Raw genomic sequence first — 17,539 nt, forward strand, 5'->3', positions numbered from 1 at the left:
CATGGCCATCTCGGACACCGCGCGGCGGATGGCGAACGCCCCGCTGACCTGGCTGGACACACTGGGCGACCAGCTGTCGTTCTACCTGCGCGCGCTCGCGTGGATCCCGCGCACGCTGCGGCGGTACATGCGGGAGACCATGCGCATCCTCGCCGAGGTCAGCTTCGGCTCCGGCGCGCTCGCGGTCATCGGCGGCACGATCGGCGTGATGGTCGGCATGACCGTCTTCACCGGCACGGTCGTCGGCCTGCAGGGCTACGCGGCGCTGGACCAGCTCGGCACCTCCGCGCTGTCGGGCTTCGCGTCGGCCTACATCAACACGCGTGAGGTCGCGCCGCTCGTGGCGGGGCTCGCGTTGTCGGCGACGGTCGGCGCGGGCTTCACCGCGCAGCTCGGCGCGATGCGGATCTCCGAGGAGATCGACGCGCTGGAGGTCATGGGGGTGCCGTCGCTGCCGTTCCTGGTGACGACGCGGATCATCGCGGGCTTCATCGCAGTGATCCCGCTGTACATCATCGGGTTGCTGTCGAGCTACCTCGCGTCCCGCACGATCGTCGTCTACTTCTACGGGCAGTCGGCGGGCACCTACGACCACTACTTCAACCTGTTCCTGCCGCCGGAGGACGTGTTCTGGTCCTTCGGCAAGGTGCTGATCTTCAGTGTGGTGATCATCCTGACGCACTGCTACTACGGCTACCGCGCCTCCGGCGGCCCGGCGGGGGTCGGCATCGCGGTTGGCCGCTCCGTGCGGACGACGATCGTGACGGCGGCGCTGCTGAACTTCTTCATCGGCTTCGCCATCTGGGGCACGACCACGACGGTGAGGATCGCGGGATGAGCCGGGGAGCGTGGGCGACGGTCCGGCGCCGGCTGCTCGGCGTCGCGTTCATCGTGGTGGTGGCGGCGCTGGTGAGCCTGTCGATCGCGATGTACAACAAGGCGTTCACGCCGGTCGTGAAGGTCTCGCTGTCGACGGACAAGGTCGGCAACCAGCTGCAGGTCCTCGGTGACGTGAAGGTCCGCGGGCTGATCGTCGGCGAGATCCGCGAGATCACGCCGACCCGTGACGGCGCGGTGCTCGAACTGGCACTGGACCCGGAGAAGGCGGACCTGATCCCGCGCAACGTCTCCGCGCGCTTCATCCCGAAGACGCTGTTCGGCGACCGGTACGTGGCGCTGCAGATCCCGAAGGACGCGGACACCGCGACGCTGTCCGACGGCGACCGGATCGAGCAGGACCGCTCGGCGCCCGCCGTCGAGCTGTCGCAGGCGCTCGACCACCTCCTGCCGGTACTGCAGGCGGTGCAGCCGCAGAAGCTGTCGACCACGCTGACCGCGATCTCCACCGCGCTCGACGGCCGCGGCGAGCAGATGGGCAGGACGCTGGTGGAGCTGGGGAAGCTCGTCGAGGAGATCAACCCGCACGTGCCGCAGCTGACGCACGACCTGCGGGCGCTCGTCGAGGTCAGCGACACCTACACCGAGGCCATCCCGGACTTCGTCGCCGCGCTCGACGACATGACCGTCACCTCGCGGACCATCTACGAGCAGCGCGCCAACCTGAGCACGCTGTTCAACGACCTGACGAACTCCAGCCGCGACCTGGAGTCCTTCCTGCGCGCCAACTCCGACAACATGATCGGCCTGGCCGACAGCTCCCGTGACACGCTCGAGCTGCTGGCGAGGTACTCACCCACCTACCCGTGCTTCCTGAAGCAGATGGCGTCCCTGGTCGACGCGGCCAAGCCGGTGTTCGGGGCGGGCACCAACGCACCCGGTCTGCACGCGACGATCGAGGTCGTCGTGAACAAGGGCAAGTACGAGCCCGGCAAGGACACCCCGGAGTTCAACGAGCACCGCGGCCCGCGCTGCTACGACCCGAAGCAGATGGGCAACCCCTTCCCGGACCAGCCGCCGGACGGCCCGCTGCAGGACGGCACGTCGCACGGCCCGCAGAACCGCACGCAGCAGGACGGTGTGCTGCCGCCCGCGAACGGTGAGGAGTTCATCACCGACCCGAACTCGCTGACCACGGCCGACTCGATCGCCAACACCCCGGCCGAGCAGGAGTTCCTCGCGCAGCTCATCGCGCCCGGCATGGGTGTCGAGCCGTCGCAGGTGCCTGGCTGGTCCACGTTGTTGCTCGGCCCGATGTTCCGCGGGGCGGAGGTGACGGTGAAGTGAAAGGGAGTGCTCTGGGCATCGCAGGGCCGCTGACCAAGCTGGTGATCTTCACGGTGGTCACCGTGATGGCCACCGCGCTGCTCGCGATCAGCATCGCCAACGTGAACCTGTCCGAGACCACGGACTACAGGGCCAGGTTCTCCGACGCGACGTTGCTGCTGCCCGGTGACGACGTGCGCATCGCCGGGGTGCGGGTCGGCCAGGTCGAGGAGGTCGGCATCGTCGACCGCAAGCAGGCGGAGGTCACCTTCTCCGTCGACGCGGGCCGCAAGCTGCCGAAGAACGTCACCGCGCAGATCAAGTTCCGCAACCTGGTCGGGCAGCGGTACGTGTCGCTGTCGCAGGGCAGCGGCGGCAACCCCAACGCCGTGCTCGGGCCCGGCGAGACGATCCCGCTGGAACGCACCAGGCCCGCGCTGGACCTGACCGAGCTGTTCAACGGGTTCAAGCCGTTGTTCCGCGCGCTGTCGCCGGACGACGTGAACAAGCTGTCCTACGAGATCATCCAGGTCCTGCAGGGCGAGGGCGGCACGGTCGAGTCGCTGCTCGCGCACACCGCGACCCTCACGTCGACCATCGCGGGCAAGGACCAGGTGATCGGCCAGGTCATCACGAACCTCAACAACGCGCTGACCACGATCAACCAGCGCGGCGAGAAGCTGTCCACACTGGTCGTTCAGGTGCAGCAGCTGGTGTCGGGCCTCGCGGCCGACCGGGAACCGATCGGTGACGCGATCGACGCGCTCGGCGGGCTCACCGAGACCACCGCCGGGCTGCTCGACCAGGCCCGTGAGCCGCTCAAGCAGGACATCGCGGCCCTGGGCGGGCTGGTGAACAACCTCAACGACAGCGAGGCGGTCGTCGAGCACTTCATCCAGTTCCTGCCGGAGAAGACGGCGAAGCTGACCAGGACCGTGAGCTACGGGTCGTGGTTCAACTTCTACGTCTGCTCCATGTCCGGCTCGATCAGCATCCCGGGGATCATCACCACACCGGTCGATGTGCCGCTGTCCGGAGCGCCCCCGGAGAGGTGCGTGCGATGAGGTCCTTCCGCTCCCGCAACCCGATCCCGATCGGCATCGCCGGGATCATCGTGATCGCGCTGGGTTTCACGGTCGCGATGTTCTCCGACGACCTGCCGATCATCGGCGGCGGCACCAGCTACTCGGCCGAGTTCAGCGAGGCCGCGGGCCTGCAGCCGGACGACGAGGTCCGCATCGCGGGCGTCAAGGTCGGCAAGGTCTCCGACGTCGAGCTGTCCGGCGCGGTCGTCGTGGTCACGTTCAAGGTCAAGGACGCCTGGGTCGGTGACGAGTCGCTGGCCGCCATCAAGATCAAGAACGTGCTGGGCCAGAAGTACCTCGCGCTCGAACCGGACGGCCGGGACGTGCTCGACCCCGGCACGCCGATCCCGAGGGACCGGACGATGGCGCCCTACGACGTGCTCGAAGCGTTCCGCGGCCTCGCCGACACCACGAACGCGATCGACACGGTCCAGCTCGCCGAGAGCTTCGAGGTGATCGCCGAGACGTTCAGCGACACCCCGGACGACGTGAAGGGCGCGCTGACCGGTCTGCAGCAGCTGTCGACCACGATCTCCAGCCGCGACAAGCAGCTCGCCGCGCTGCTGTCCAACACCCGTGAGATCAGCGACACGCTCGCCGAGCGGGACGCCGAGGTCGTGAAGCTCCTGCAGGACGGCAACCTGCTGCTGGCCGAGATCGGCCGCCGCCGCGACGCGATCACCACGCTGCTGGAGGGCACCCAGGCGTTGTCGAAGGAGCTGAAGGGGCTCGTCGACGACAACAGCAAGCAGCTCGGTCCGGTGCTGGAGAGCCTCGACCAGCTGACCGGCATGCTGGCCCGCAACCAGGACGCGCTCGGCGAGGGCATCAAGAACATGGCCCCGTTCGTGCGGCTGTTCAACAACGCGGTCGGCAACGGGCGCTGGTTCGACAACTACCTCTGCGGATTCCTGCCACCGCAACTGGGTCCGGTCAACCAAGAGGGCTGTCTCGGGAGGACGTCGTGAGCTTCGCTTCCCGGTTCAGCCGGGACCTCGCCCGCGGGGTCTCCATCGCGATCGTGCTCGCGCTGGTGGTCGCCATGTTCCTGTGGTGGCTGCTGGTGGAGGGCAACCAGCGCCGCTACTCGGCCGTGTTCACCGGCGTCATCGGCCTCTACGAGGACAACGACGTGCGGGTGCTCGGGGTGAAGGTCGGCCACGTCGACAAGGTGACCCCGAACGGCGACACCGTCCGCGTCGACATGCTGGTCGACCGCACGGTGCAGATCCCCGCGACCGCCAAGGCCGTGATCGTGGCGCCGTCGCTGGTCAGCGACCGGTACGTGCAGTTCACACCGGCGTACACGGGTGGCGACGCCATGGTCGAGGGCACGGTCCTCGGCAAGGACCGCACCGCGACCCCGCTCGAGGTGGACGACCTGTACGCGAGTCTCAACCGGGTCAGCGTCACGCTCGGCCCCAACGGGGTGAACAAGGACGGCGCCCTCGCCGACCTGCTCGACACGCTCGCGGCGAACGCCGACGGCAACGGCGCCGCGCTCAACCAGACGATCACCCAGCTGTCGCAGATGGCGCGCACGCTGTCCGGCAGCGACGAGGACCTGTTCGCGACCGTCGACAACCTGCAGAAGTTCACCTCCGCGCTCGCCGAGAGCGACGCGGCCGTCAACGCGTTCAACGAGCAGGCCGCCGACGTGACCTCGTTCCTCGCCGACGAACGCCAGGACCTCGGCGAGGCCGTGCGCCAGCTGGGCATCGCGCTGGGCGCGGTGCAGAAGTTCATCAACGACAACCGCGCGCACCTCAAGTCCAACGTGGACAAGCTGGCCTCGATCACCCAGGTGCTGGTCGACCAGCGGGCCGCGCTGTCGGAGGTCGCGGACATCGCGCCGCTCGCGCTGTCCAACATCATCAACTCCTACAACGGCAGCTCCGGCACGCTCGACGCCCGTGCCGACCTCAACGAGCTGGCGCAGCCGCCGATCGTGACCGTGTGCAACATGATCCGCCAGGGCACGCCGAACGAGCTGCCGCAGTACCTGGCCGACACCTGTGACCAGCTGAAACCGCTGCTCGAGGGTGTGCTGCCGACACCGGCCGACATCCTGACCGCACTGCAGGACGGCACGGCGCCGCCGCTGCCGGTCCCCGGCAACATCGCGGGGGGCAACTGATGAAGAAGCTCGTGGCCATCGCCGCCTCCGTGCTGATGCTGTCCGGCTGCAGCGAGTTCACCGGCATCTACGACATCCCGATGCCGGGTGGCGCCGACCTCGGCGACCGCCCGTACACGGTGAAGGCGCACTTCCGGGACGTGCTCGACCTCGTGCCGCAGTCCGGCGTGAAGGTCAACGAGGTGCCGGTCGGCCGGGTCGAGGACATCCGGCTCGCGCCGGACGGGTGGACCGCCGAGGTCACCATGCGTGTCAACGGTGACGTGGAGCTGCCCGCCAACGCGCTCGCCATGCTGCGCCAGTCCAGCCTCCTCGGCGAGAAGTACGTCGAGCTGTCGCCGCCGCCCGCCGACCAGGTGCAGGGGACACTCGCCGACGGCGCGCTGATCCCCCTGGAGCGGACCAACCGCAACACCGACATCGAAGAGGTGCTCGGCGCGCTGTCCATGCTGCTCAACGGTGGTGGTGTCGAGCAGCTGCAGAACATCGCGCAGGAGCTGAACAACGCGCTGGAGGGCCGTGAGCCCGACCTGCGCGCCACGCTGTCCAACATGGACACTCTGGTCACCACGCTCGACGAGAGCAAGGACGACATCACCAAGGCCATCGACGGCGTCAACAAGCTCTCCGCGACGCTGTCGGCCGAGAAGGACCGGCTGGCGAGCGCCATCGACTCGCTCGGTCCCGGTCTCGAGGTGCTGAACCAGCAGCGCAGCCAGCTGGTGACGATGCTGCAGAGCCTCCAGTCGCTCTCGGACGTGGCCGTGGAGACCGTCAACGCGAGCCAGGAGGACATCGTCGCCGACCTCAAGGCGCTCACCCCGGTGCTGAAGAAGCTCGGGGAGGCCGGCTCCGACCTGCCGAAGTCGCTCGAGATCCTGTTCACCATCCCGTTCACCGACGAGGCCGTGAACGGTGTGAAGGGCGACTACTTCAACCTGTACGCCAAGATCGACCTGAACCTGCAGACGATTCTCGACAACCTGTCCCGCAGCAGGCGGAACCCGTTGCAGGACATCCCGATCGTCGGCGGTCTGACCGGTGGCCAGGAAGGCGCGGGCGACAGCCCGCTGCTGCCGATCCCGGGCACCGAACAACCCGCGGGCGGCGACGGTCTCGGTGGCCTGCTCGGCCCGCTGCTCGGGGGAGGTGGCCGGTAGTGCTCACGAAACGGGTACGGCTCCAGCTGATCGCGTTCTTCGTGATCGCGGTCGTCGCGGTCGTGTACGCGGCCTTCCGGTTCACCGACCTGGGGCGGGTCTTCGGCGCCGACGGCTACACGGTGAAGATGAACCTGTCCGAGTCGGGCGGCATCTTCACCAACGCCGAGGTCACCTACCGCGGCTACAACGTGGGCCGGGTGGGGGAGATCCACCTGACGGAGGAAGGCATCCAGGTCGACCTGGACATCGACCCGGACGCGCCGCCGATCCCGGCGAACCTCGACGCGGTCGTCGCGAACCGGTCCGCGGTCGGTGAGCAGTACGTCGACCTGCGGCCCCGCGACGACAAGGAGCCGTTCCTGTCGGGTGCCTCGGTGATCGCCGCGGACCGGACCGTCACCCCGGTCTCGACCGACACGGTCATCCGCGACCTCGACAGCCTCGCGAGCTCGGTGCCGACGGACTCGCTGCGCACGGTCGTCGACGAGCTGGACCGCGCGTTCGCCGGCACCGGCGACGACCTGCAGGTCCTGCTCGACTCGACGCGGGACTTCACCGAGATGGCCCGCCAGCACCTGCCGCAGACCATCGCGCTGATCCAGGACGGCGGCACGGTCCTCGACACGCAGAACGCGCAGGCGGGCAACATCAAGTCCTTCGCCAACGACCTGAACCTGCTGGCCGAGCAGCTGAAGACGTCCGACCCGGACCTGCGCAGGCTGATCGCGGAGGGCCCGAGGGTGGCCTCGCAGGTGACCGACCTGCTCGCCGAGTCCGGTCCCGGGCTCGGCGTGACGATCGCGAACCTGCTCACCACGTCGGACATCCTGCGGGCCCGCAAGGACGGCCTCGAGTACCTGCTGGTCGCGTACCCGGTGATGAGCGCGGCGGGGCAGGGCCTGCTCGCCGACGACCCCGGTCAGGCACACCTCGGGCTCGTGCTCAACCTGTTCAACCCGCCGCCGTGCACGCAGGGTTACGAGAAGACCCAGCGGCGCAACGGCAACGAGATCACCCCGTCACCGCCGGTGCCGGCCGGGACCTACTGCGCGGAGCCGCCGGGCAGCCCCGTCAACGTGCGTGGTTCCGCCAACGCCCCCTACGGTGGTAAGCCCGTCGCACAGGACCAGCCGGTGGTACGGCCGGGCAGCGGTGGCGGTGGGACGCAGCAGCGGCCCGTGAGCCCGCTGGACGGCCTGCCGGGCACCGTCGGCCTCGCCGGGGGCGGCCAGCCGGGGCTTGCCGCGCTGCTGGGCTTGCCGAGCTAGGGATGTCTGGAGTGGTAGTGAAGACATCGGTGAAGACCGAGGTGGAGGACCCGCCAGTGGCCGAGACCGACGCGGACGAGCGGGCCGAGCGCGAGAGCAGGCTCCCGCAGGTTCTGCTGACGGCGGCCGTGGCGCTGGTCGTGGCCGCCGCGGCGGTCGCGGGCTGGTTCGGCGTGGCCTGGTTCAACGCGGCGAACGACGACTCGCTCGCGTACTCGCAGGTCCGCGACGAGGTGAACCGGGTCGGCGTCGCGGCGGTGGTCACCATGAACACCCTCGACTACCGCAAGGTCGACGAGGGCCTCGCGGACTGGGAGGCGGCCACCACCGGCGCGCTGCACGACGAGGTGGTCAAGGGCAAGAAGTCCAGCCGCGACGCCATCGTGGCCGCGGAGTCGGTGACCGAGGCGACGCCTCTGTCGTCCGCGGTGTCCGAACTGGACGACCGCGCTGGTCAGGCTTCGATCCTGGTGGCGTTGCGGGTGAAGGTCACGGTCAAGGGCGAGGAGCCCAAGGACAAGTACATGCGCCTCGCGGCGAAGCTCCAGCGCACCGAGGACGGCTGGAAGCTGTACGAGATCGGTCAGGTCCCGTACCTGCAGCCGGGTCAGTAAGAGGAGAACGACGTGCCACCGCACCGCCGCCGCCCGAACCCGAGCGCGGGCCAGACGCCACCCGTGCGCCGCCCGAGGGTCGCCGGGCTGCGCAACCGTTCCGACCAGCCGGAGCACCTCGCCGAGCAGACGACGGAAGAGCCCGAGACCACCGAGCAGACCGAGCAGGAGACCGAGCGCCTCTCCGGTGTGCTGGACGGCGTGCTGGGCAAGTCCCCGACGCGCCCGCCTGCCGAGGACGAGGTCGACGAGGACGACCTCGCCGACCTCCGCGCCGCGGCTGCCGAGCCGCCGCCGGTCACCGAGGACGACGAGGCGGACGAGGCAGACGGCGAGCCCGACGAGGAGACGGCGGAGGACGAGCCCGCGAGCAAGACCCGCCCCGCGTCGGCGGGCAGCCGCCCGGCAGGCAAGCGCCGCTCGACCGGCAGGGCGCGCCCGGACGACCTGGCCGTCGCCGAGACCGGCGCGGACGCCGCGCGCAGGCCGCGGCACGTCCGCCTCGACGACCAGCCGGCCAAGTCGAAGGGCCAGCGGCAGATCTCGGCAGCGATCGTGGTGGCCGTGGTCGCGGTCGTCCTCGGCGCTCTGGCGTTCTTCTTCCGCGGCGAGGCACAGGACCTGACCAGCGGCGACAAGAACACCGCGCTCACCGACCCGGCCGCGACGAGCCAGGTGAAGGGCCAGCTGACGAACGCCATCAAACGGACGTTCAGCTACAACTACGCCGACCTCGCGTCGACCGAGAAGGCCGTCAAGGAGAACCTGGTCGGCAAGGCCCTGTGCGAGTACGACCTGCTGTTCGGCCAGGTCAAGGAGTACGCGCCGAAGCAGAAGATCGTCCTCGACACCACGGTCCGCGAGCTGGCGCTGGTCCGCATCGACGGCGACCGTGCGGAGGCCCTGGTCTACATCGACCAGCTGTCCACCCGGGTCGACGTGAACAAGACCGTCGCGGTCGGCGGCCAGTTCGCGGTGCAGGCCGCCAAGCACGGCGACCACTGGAAGATCACCGAGTTCGACATGTTCGGCCAGCCGTTGTTCAACGGCAAGCCCGCACCCAAGTGCTGAGGTCTCCCGCGCGGGCAACGTGAGCTTGCGCACACTTGCAGATTGCTCGCCCGTGCCCGGTCCGAAGATCACCCATCCGGACCCGTCACCGCCCGGTCCGACCCCGGTCAACCTGCGTCTACCTGCTGATCCGCCACTGGAGCGGCGCTGACATCACACCTGAACAAGGCACGCGAACATGGCGCGGCATCTTGACTCAGGGCCACCTCGGGGTCACGCTATTCCCCAAGCACGCCTTCAGCGGGAGGTTGGTTGAGCGCGGGTGTAGACAGTCGCCGAGTCTTTGGCTAGACTGCCCCTTTGCGCTGCCCACTTTCGCATGCCCTAGACTGGTGGGCACGACCGCACCCCTGATCAGGCTCGTTACAGTTGCTAACGAGGCTGCTCAACCGCACATCAGTCCTGGAAGGACGCATCTTGGCAGTCTCCCGCGCGACCCAAGCCACTGCTGCGACCAACTCCACCATGTCGAACTCTGGCATCCCAGGGGCGCCGCTGAGGGTCTCGTTCGCGAAGATCCGCGAGCCGCTGGGCACGCCGAACCTGCTCGACCTGCAGATCCAATCGTTCCAGTGGTTCACCGGTGACGAGGCGTGGTTCCAGCGCCGCGTCGACGCCGGTGACGAGAACCCCGTCGGTGGTCTCGAAGAGGTTCTCAACGAGATCTCCCCGATCGAGGACTTCTCCGGCTCCATGTCCCTGTCCTTCTCCGACCCGCGCTTCGACGAGGTCAAGGCCTCGACCGAGGAGTGCAAGGACAAGGACATGACCTACGCGGCCCCGCTCTTCGTGACGGCCGAGTTCACCAACCACGGCACCGGCGAGATCAAGAGCCAGACCGTGTTCATGGGTGACTTCCCGGTCATGACGGACAAGGGCACGTTCATCATCAACGGCACCGAGCGCGTCGTGGTGTCGCAGCTGGTGCGTTCGCCCGGCGTGTACTTCGACACGTCCGTCGACAAGACGACCGACAAGGACGTCTACGTCGCGAAGGTGATCCCGAGCCGCGGCGCGTGGCTCGAGTTCGACGTCGACAAGCGCGACACGGTGGGTGTCCGCATCGACCGCAAGCGCCGCCAGCCGGTCACCGTGCTGCTGAAGGCGCTGGGCTGGACCACCGAGCAGATCCGCGAGCGCTTCTCCTTCTCGGAGACCCTGCTCGCGACGCTCGAGAAGGACCACACGGCGGGCACCGACGAGGCGCTGCTCGACATCTACCGCAAGCTGCGCCCGGGTGAGCCCCCGACCAAGGAGTCCGCGCAGACGCTGCTGGAGAACCTGTTCTTCAAGGACAAGCGGTACGACCTGGCCAAGGTGGGCCGCTACAAGGTCAACAAGAAGCTGGGCCTCGCCCTGCCGACCGACGCGGGTGTGCTGACCGAGGACGACATCGTCACCACGATCGAGTACCTCGTCCGCCTGCACGCCGGTGAGACCACCATGCAGGGCGCCAACGGCGAGGACGTGCCGGTCGAGGTCGACGACATCGACCACTTCGGCAACCGCCGCCTGCGCACCGTCGGCGAGCTGATCCAGAACCAGATCCGGGTCGGCCTCTCCCGCATGGAGCGTGTCGTCCGCGAGCGCATGACCACGCAGGACGTCGAGGCGATCACGCCGCAGACCCTGATCAACATCCGGCCCGTCGTGGCGGCGATCAAGGAGTTCTTCGGCACCTCGCAGCTGTCGCAGTTCATGGACCAGACCAACCCGGTCGCGGGCCTGACCCACAAGCGCCGCCTCTCGGCGCTGGGCCCGGGTGGTCTGTCGCGTGAGCGTGCCGGCATGGAGGTCCGGGACGTCCACCACAGCCACTACGGCCGCATGTGCCCGATCGAGACGCCGGAAGGCCCGAACATCGGCCTGATCGGCTCGCTGTCCTCCTACGCGCGGGTCAACCCGTTCGGCTTCATCGAGACGCCGTACCGCAAGGTCGTCGAGGGTCAGGTCACCGACCAGATCGACTACCTGACCGCGGACGAGGAGGACCGGCACGTCATCGCCCAGGCGAACGCGCCGCTCGACGACCAGAACCACTTCGCCGAGGACCGCGTCCTGGTCCGCAAGAAGGGCGGCGAGGTCGAGCTGATCGAGCCGTTCGACGTGGACTACATGGACGTGTCGCCGCGTCAGATGGTCTCCGTCGCGACCGCGATGATCCCGTTCCTCGAGCACGACGCCGCGAACCGCGCCCTGATGGGCGCGAACATGCAGCGCCAGGCCGTGCCGCTGCTGCGCAGCAGCTCGCCGCTGGTGGGCACCGGCACCGAGCTGAAGGCAGCCGTCGACGCCGGTGACGTCATCGTCGCCGAGAAGGACGGCGTGGTCGAGGAGCTGTCGGCCGACTTCATCACGGTCATGGCCGACGACGGCACCCGCCGCACCTACCAGCTGCACAAGTTCCGCCGGTCCAACCAGGGCACCTGCGTGAACCAGCGGCCGATCGTGTCCGAGGGCGACCGGGTCGTGGCCGGCCAGGTCGTCGCCGACGGGCCGTGCACCGAGAACGGTGAGATGGCGCTCGGCAAGAACCTGCTCGTGGCGATCATGCCGTGGGAGGGCCACAACTACGAGGACGCCATCGTCATCTCGCAGCGGCTCATCCAGGACGACGTGCTCACCTCGATCCACATCGAGGAGCACGAGATCGACGCCCGCGACACCAAGCTCGGTGCCGAGGAGATCACCCGGGACATCCCGAACGTCTCCGAGGAGGTCCTCGCGGACCTCGACGAGCGCGGCATCATCCGCATCGGTGCCGAGGTCGGCGACGGCGACATCCTGGTCGGCAAGGTCACCCCGAAGGGCGAGACCGAGCTGACGCCCGAGGAGCGCCTGCTCCGCGCGATCTTCGGCGAGAAGGCGCGCGAGGTGCGCGACACCTCGCTGAAGGTGCCGCACGGCGAGACCGGCAAGGTCATCGGCATCCGGGTGTTCTCCCGCGAGGACGAGGACGAGCTGCCCCCGGGCGTCAACGAGCTGGTCCGGGTGTACGTGGCCCAGAAGCGCAAGATCCAGGACGGTGACAAGCTCGCGGGCCGCCACGGCAACAAGGGCGTCATCGGCAAGGTGCTCCCGGTCGAGGACATGCCGTTCCTGCCGGACGGCACCCCGGTCGACGTCGTGCTGAACACGCACGGTGTGCCGCGCCGTATGAACATCGGCCAGGTGCTCGAACTCCACCTCGGGTGGCTCGCCTCCCAGGGCTGGAAGGTCGAGGGCTCCCCGGACTGGGCGAAGAACCTGCCCGAGGGCCTGTACGAGGTCGCTCCTGGCACCAACACCGCCACGCCGGTGTTCGACGGTGCCAAGGAGGAGGAGATCACCGGGCTGCTCGGCTCGACGCTCCCCAACCGGGACGGCGAGCGGATGGTCGGCCAGGACGGCAAGGCGACGCTCCTGGACGGGCGTTCCGGCGAGCCGTTCCCCTTCCCGGTGGCGGTCGGCTACATGTACATCCTGAAGCTGCACCACCTGGTGGACGACAAGATCCACGCCCGTTCGACCGGCCCGTACTCGATGATCACGCAGCAGCCGCTGGGTGGTAAGGCGCAGTTCGGTGGCCAGCGCTTCGGTGAGATGGAGTGCTGGGCCATGCAGGCCTACGGCGCGGCGTACACGCTCCAGGAGCTGTTGACGATCAAGTCCGACGACGTGCTCGGCCGCGTCAAGGTCTACGAGGCGATCGTCAAGGGCGAGAACATCCCGGAGCCGGGCATCCCGGAGTCGTTCAAGGTGCTCCTCAAGGAGCTCCAGTCGCTCTGCCTCAACGTCGAGGTGCTGTCCTCCGACGGCGCCGCGATCGAGATGCGCGACGGGGACGACGAGGACCTCGAGCGTGCGGCCGCCAACCTGGGCATCAACCTGTCCCGCAATGAGTCGCCGTCTGTTGACGACGTCGTGAACTGACCGGGTAGCGGCGGGCGCGAGCGATCGCGCCCGCCCCCCGATCCCCAAGTACTTCAAGGCTGTAACCAACAAAAGGGGAAGACCCGACGTGCTGGACGTCAACTTCTTCGATGAGCTCCGCATCGGCCTGGCGACCGCGGACGACATCCGCCAGTGGTCCTACGGCGAGGTCAAGAAGCCGGAGACCATCAACTACCGAACCCTGAAGCCGGAGAAGGACGGGCTCTTCTGCGAGAAGATCTTCGGCCCCACCCGGGACTGGGAGTGCTACTGCGGCAAGTACAAGCGCGTGCGCTTCAAGGGCATCATCTGTGAGCGCTGTGGTGTCGAGGTCACCCGCGCCAAGGTGCGCCGTGAGCGCATGGGCCACATCGAGCTGGCCGCTCCCGTCACGCACATCTGGTACTTCAAGGGCGTGCCTTCCCGCCTCGGCTACCTGCTCGACCTGGCGCCGAAGGACCTCGAGAAGATCATCTACTTCGCGGCCTACGTGATCACCACGGTGAACACCGAGCTGCGGCACAACGACCTGGCGACGCTCGAGAGCGAGATGAACGTCGAGCGCAAGCAGGTCGAGAACCGGCGCGACTCCGACATCGAGGCGCGGGCGCAGAAGCTCGAGGCCGACCTGGCAGCCCTCGAGGAGGAGGGCGCCAAGTCCGACGTGCGCCGCAAGGTAAAGGAGGGCGGCGAGCGCGAGATGCGCCAGCTCCGCGACCGGGCCCAGCGCGAGCTGGACCGGCTCGAGGAGATCTGGAGCACCTTCACCAAGCTCGAGCCCAAGCAGCTCATCGCCGACGAGCTCCTGTACCGCGAGCTGGTCGACCGCTACGGCGACTACTTCACCGGCTCCATGGGCGCCGAGGCCATCCAGAAGCTGGCCGCGGACTTCGACGTGGAGGCGGAGGCCGAGAACCTGCGCGACACCATCCGCAACGGCAAGGGGCAGAAGAAGCTCCGCGCGCTGAAGCGGCTGAAGGTCGTCGCGGCGTTCTCCGCCACGACCAACTCGCCGATGGGCATGGTCCTCGACTGCATCCCGGTGATCCCGCCGGACCTGAGGCCGATGGTCCAGCTCGACGGTGGCCGGTTCGCCACCTCGGACCTGAACGACCTGTACCGCCGCGTCATCAACCGCAACAACCGGTTGAAGCGACTGATCGACCTCGGCGCGCCCGAGATCATCGTCAACAACGAGAAGCGGATGCTGCAGGAGGCCGTCGACGCGCTGTTCGACAACGGCCGCCGCGGCCGCCCGGTCACCGGTCCCGGTAACCGCCCGCTGAAGTCGCTGTCCGACCTGCTGAAGGGCAAGCAGGGCCGGTTCCGTCAGAACCTGCTCGGCAAGCGCGTCGACTACTCCGGCCGTTCGGTCATCGTGGTCGGCCCGCAGCTCAAGCTGCACCAGTGCGGTCTGCCGAAGGCGATGGCGCTGGAGCTGTTCAAGCCGTTCGTGATGAAGCGGCTGGTCGACCTCAACCACGCGCAGAACATCAAGTCCGCCAAGCGGATGGTGGAGCGCGCGCGGCCCGCGGTGTGGGACGTGCTGGAAGAGGTCATCACCGAGCACCCGGTGATGCTGAACCGCGCACCGACGCTGCACCGCCTCGGCATCCAGGCCTTCGAGCCGCAGCTGGTGGAAGGCAAGGCCATCCAGCTGCACCCGCTGGTCTGCGAGGCGTTCAACGCGGACTTCGACGGTGACCAGATGGCCGTGCACCTCCCGCTGTCCGCGGAGGCGCAGGCCGAGGCCCGCATCCTGATGCTGTCCTCGAACAACATCCTGTCGCCCGCGTCGGGTCGTCCGCTGGCCATGCCGCGTCTGGACATGGTGACGGGTCTGTTCCACCTGACCCGCCTGAAGGAGGACGGGGTCGGCGCCGGCCTGGCGTTCTCGTCGCCGGCCGAGGCCATCATGGCCTTCGACCGCGGCGCGATCGACCTGCAGGCGCTGATCAAGATCCGCATCAGCGACCGCACCCCGAACCCGGCCGACAAGCCGGAGGGCTGGGAGCCCGGTCAGCCGTGGCTGGCCGAGACCACCCTGGGCCGCGTGCTGTTCAACGACCTGCTGCCCGACGACTACCCGTTCATGAACGAGCCGATGCCGAAGAAGCGGCAGGCCGCGATCGTGAACGACCTCGCCGAGCGGTACCCGATGGTCACCGTGGCCCGCACGCTGGACAAGCTGAAGGACGCGGGCTTCCACTGGGCCACCCGGTCCGGTGTGACCATCGCGATCTCGGACGTCGTCGTGCCTCCGCGCAAGCAGGAGATCCTCGACGAGTACGAGAAGAAGGCCGACGCGGTCGAGAAGCGCTACCAGCGTGGTCAGCTCTCCGCCTCCGAGCGGAACAACGAGCTGGTCAAGGTGTGGAGCAACGCGACGGAGGACGTCGCGAAGGCCATGGAGGACAACTACCCCGACACCAACCCGATCCCCACGATCGTGAAGTCGGGCGCGGCGGGCAACATGACCCAGATCCGCCAGCTGTCCGGCATGAACGGCCTCGTGACCAACCCGCGTGGTGAGTTCATCCCGCGACCGATCAAGTCCAACTTCCGTGAGGGCCTGTCGGTTCTGGAGTACTTCATCGCGACGCACGGCGCCCGCAAGGGTCTCGCGGACACCGCGCTGCGTACCGCCGACTCGGGTTACCTGACCCGTCGTCTGGTGGACGTGTCGCAGGACGTCATCGTCCGCGAGGTCGACTGCGGCACCACGCGCGGCATCTTCATGAAGGTCGGCGAGAAGGGCACGGACGGCCGGATCATCCGCGACCAGCACGTGGAGACCTCGGTCTACGCGCGGACGCTGTCCACGGAGATCACCGACGCCGACGGCAACGTGCTGCTCAACCGCGGCGACGACCTCGGCGACCCGGCGATCGAGAAGCTGGTCAGCTCCGGGGTCACCGAGGCCAAGGTGCGGTCGGTGCTCACCTGTGAGTCGGCGGTCGGCGTGTGCGCCACCTGCTACGGGCGGTCCATGGCGACCGGCCAGCTGGTGGACGTCGGCGAGGCGGTCGGCATCGTGGCGGCGCAGTCCATCGGTGAGCCGGGTACCCAGCTCACGATGCGTACGTTCCACCAGGGTGGTGTGGCCGGTGAGGACATCACGACCGGTCTGCCGCGTGTCCAGGAGCTGTTCGAGGCCCGCACCCCGAAGGGCAAGGCGCCGATCGCCGAGGTCGACGGCCGGGTCCGCATCGAGGACGGCGACCGCTACTGGAAGATCACGCTGATCCCGGACGACGGCAGCGAGGAGATCATCTTCGACAAGCTGTCGAAGCGTCAGCGCCTCGCGGTCACCCCGGACGGCCCGCTGGCGGACGGCGACCACGTCAAGGTCGGCCAGCAGCTGCTCGAGGGCACGCCGGACCCGCACGAGGTCCTGCGCGTCATGGGTCCGCGCGAGGCCCAGCTGCACCTGGTGGACGAGGTCCAGAAGGTGTACCGGGCCCAGGGTGTGTCCATCCACGACAAGCACATCGAGGTCATCGTCCGGCAGATGCTGCGCCGGGTCACGATCCTCGACTCGGGCGCCGCGGAGTTCCTGCCGGGTGCGCTCGTGGAGCGTGCCGAGTTCGAGTCGGAGAACCGCCGCGTCGTCGCCTCCGGCGGCGAGCCCGCGTCGGGTCGCCCGGTGCTGATGGGTATCACCAAGGCGTCGCTGGCCACGGACTCGTGGCTGTCGGCGGCCTCCTTCCAGGAGACCACGCGTGTCCTGACCGACGCCGCGATCAACGGCCGGTCGGACAAGCTGGTGGGCCTGAAGGAGAACGTGATCATCGGTAAGTTGATCCCGGCCGGTACGGGCATCAACAAGTACCGCAACATCCAGGTGCAGCCGACCGAGGAGGCCCGGGTCGCCGCGTACGCGATCCCGAGCTACGACGACGGCTACTACACCCCGGACGTGTTCGGTACGGGCACCGGTGCCGCGGTTCCGCTCGACGACTACGACTTCGGTCGCGACTACCGCTAGCCAGGTTGTGGACAACGGGCCCCGGGAGCTTTCCCGGGGCCCGTTCCCGTCTGTGCGTTCCCGTTGTGCGGCGCCCCGCCGATCGTCGTGGGACACCTGGCGGGACTTGGTCGGCGAACAGGGCATTTGTCCGTCCCC

Annotated in this window: 11 protein-coding genes; all 11 read left to right on the forward strand. The window is 68.4% G+C overall.

All coding sequences use genetic code 11. From position 1 onward, the window contains the following. Position 1 precedes the first annotated feature (1 nt). The 11 genes from ACIBVP_RS28940 (at position 2) to ACIBVP_RS28990 (ending at position 17,401) form a co-directional block, all read left to right on the forward strand. Positions 2-838, forward strand: coding sequence for an MlaE family ABC transporter permease (locus ACIBVP_RS28940; protein ID WP_396109503.1), 837 nt, complete (start codon positions 2-4; stop codon positions 836-838). After that, complete coding sequence (locus ACIBVP_RS28945) at positions 835-2,184, forward strand: MCE family protein (RefSeq protein WP_396109504.1); 1,350 nt, start codon at positions 835-837, stop codon at positions 2,182-2,184. The genes ACIBVP_RS28940 and ACIBVP_RS28945 overlap by 4 nt, the downstream gene beginning before the upstream one ends. Further along, the gene (locus ACIBVP_RS28950) at positions 2,181-3,227 is read left to right on the forward strand and encodes an MCE family protein (RefSeq protein ID WP_396109505.1); all 1,047 of its coding nucleotides are present in this window, start codon (positions 2,181-2,183) and stop codon (positions 3,225-3,227) included. The genes ACIBVP_RS28945 and ACIBVP_RS28950 overlap by 4 nt, the downstream gene beginning before the upstream one ends. Then, positions 3,224-4,216 carry an MCE family protein gene (locus ACIBVP_RS28955; protein WP_396109506.1) on the forward strand — a complete coding sequence of 331 codons (993 nt, stop codon included), beginning with the start codon at positions 3,224-3,226 and terminating at the stop codon, positions 4,214-4,216. Before ACIBVP_RS28950 ends, ACIBVP_RS28955 begins: the two co-directional genes overlap by 4 nt. Continuing rightward, positions 4,213-5,385: an MCE family protein gene (locus tag ACIBVP_RS28960; protein ID WP_396109507.1), complete on the forward strand. Its 1,173-nt coding sequence runs from the start codon at positions 4,213-4,215 to the stop codon at positions 5,383-5,385. The genes ACIBVP_RS28955 and ACIBVP_RS28960 overlap by 4 nt, the downstream gene beginning before the upstream one ends. After that, positions 5,385-6,545, forward strand: coding sequence for an MCE family protein (locus ACIBVP_RS28965; protein ID WP_396109508.1), 1,161 nt, complete (start codon positions 5,385-5,387; stop codon positions 6,543-6,545). Before ACIBVP_RS28960 ends, ACIBVP_RS28965 begins: the two co-directional genes overlap by 1 nt. Further along, entirely contained in the window at positions 6,545-7,816 is a 1,272-nt protein-coding gene (locus ACIBVP_RS28970) for an MCE family protein (RefSeq protein WP_396109509.1), read from the forward strand. The genes ACIBVP_RS28965 and ACIBVP_RS28970 overlap by 1 nt, the downstream gene beginning before the upstream one ends. Positions 7,817-7,833: 17 nt before the next feature. After that, positions 7,834-8,430 (forward strand): hypothetical protein, encoded by a 597-nt coding sequence (locus ACIBVP_RS28975; RefSeq protein ID WP_396109510.1) that lies wholly within the window; start codon positions 7,834-7,836, stop codon positions 8,428-8,430. Between the two features lie 12 nt (positions 8,431-8,442). Continuing rightward, entirely contained in the window at positions 8,443-9,501 is a 1,059-nt protein-coding gene (locus tag ACIBVP_RS28980) for a hypothetical protein (RefSeq protein ID WP_396109511.1), read from the forward strand. 417 nt (positions 9,502-9,918) lie between these two features. Continuing rightward, entirely contained in the window at positions 9,919-13,413 is a 3,495-nt protein-coding gene (rpoB, locus tag ACIBVP_RS28985) for a DNA-directed RNA polymerase subunit beta (RefSeq protein WP_396109512.1), read from the forward strand. Between the two features lie 88 nt (positions 13,414-13,501). Then, positions 13,502-17,401, forward strand: coding sequence for a DNA-directed RNA polymerase subunit beta' (locus ACIBVP_RS28990; RefSeq protein ID WP_396109513.1), 3,900 nt, complete (start codon positions 13,502-13,504; stop codon positions 17,399-17,401). Positions 17,402-17,539 lie beyond the last annotated feature (138 nt).

The sequence above is a fragment of the Actinophytocola sp. NPDC049390 genome (assembly GCF_044466355.1).
Taxonomy (GTDB): Bacteria; Actinomycetota; Actinomycetes; order Mycobacteriales; family Pseudonocardiaceae; genus Actinophytocola.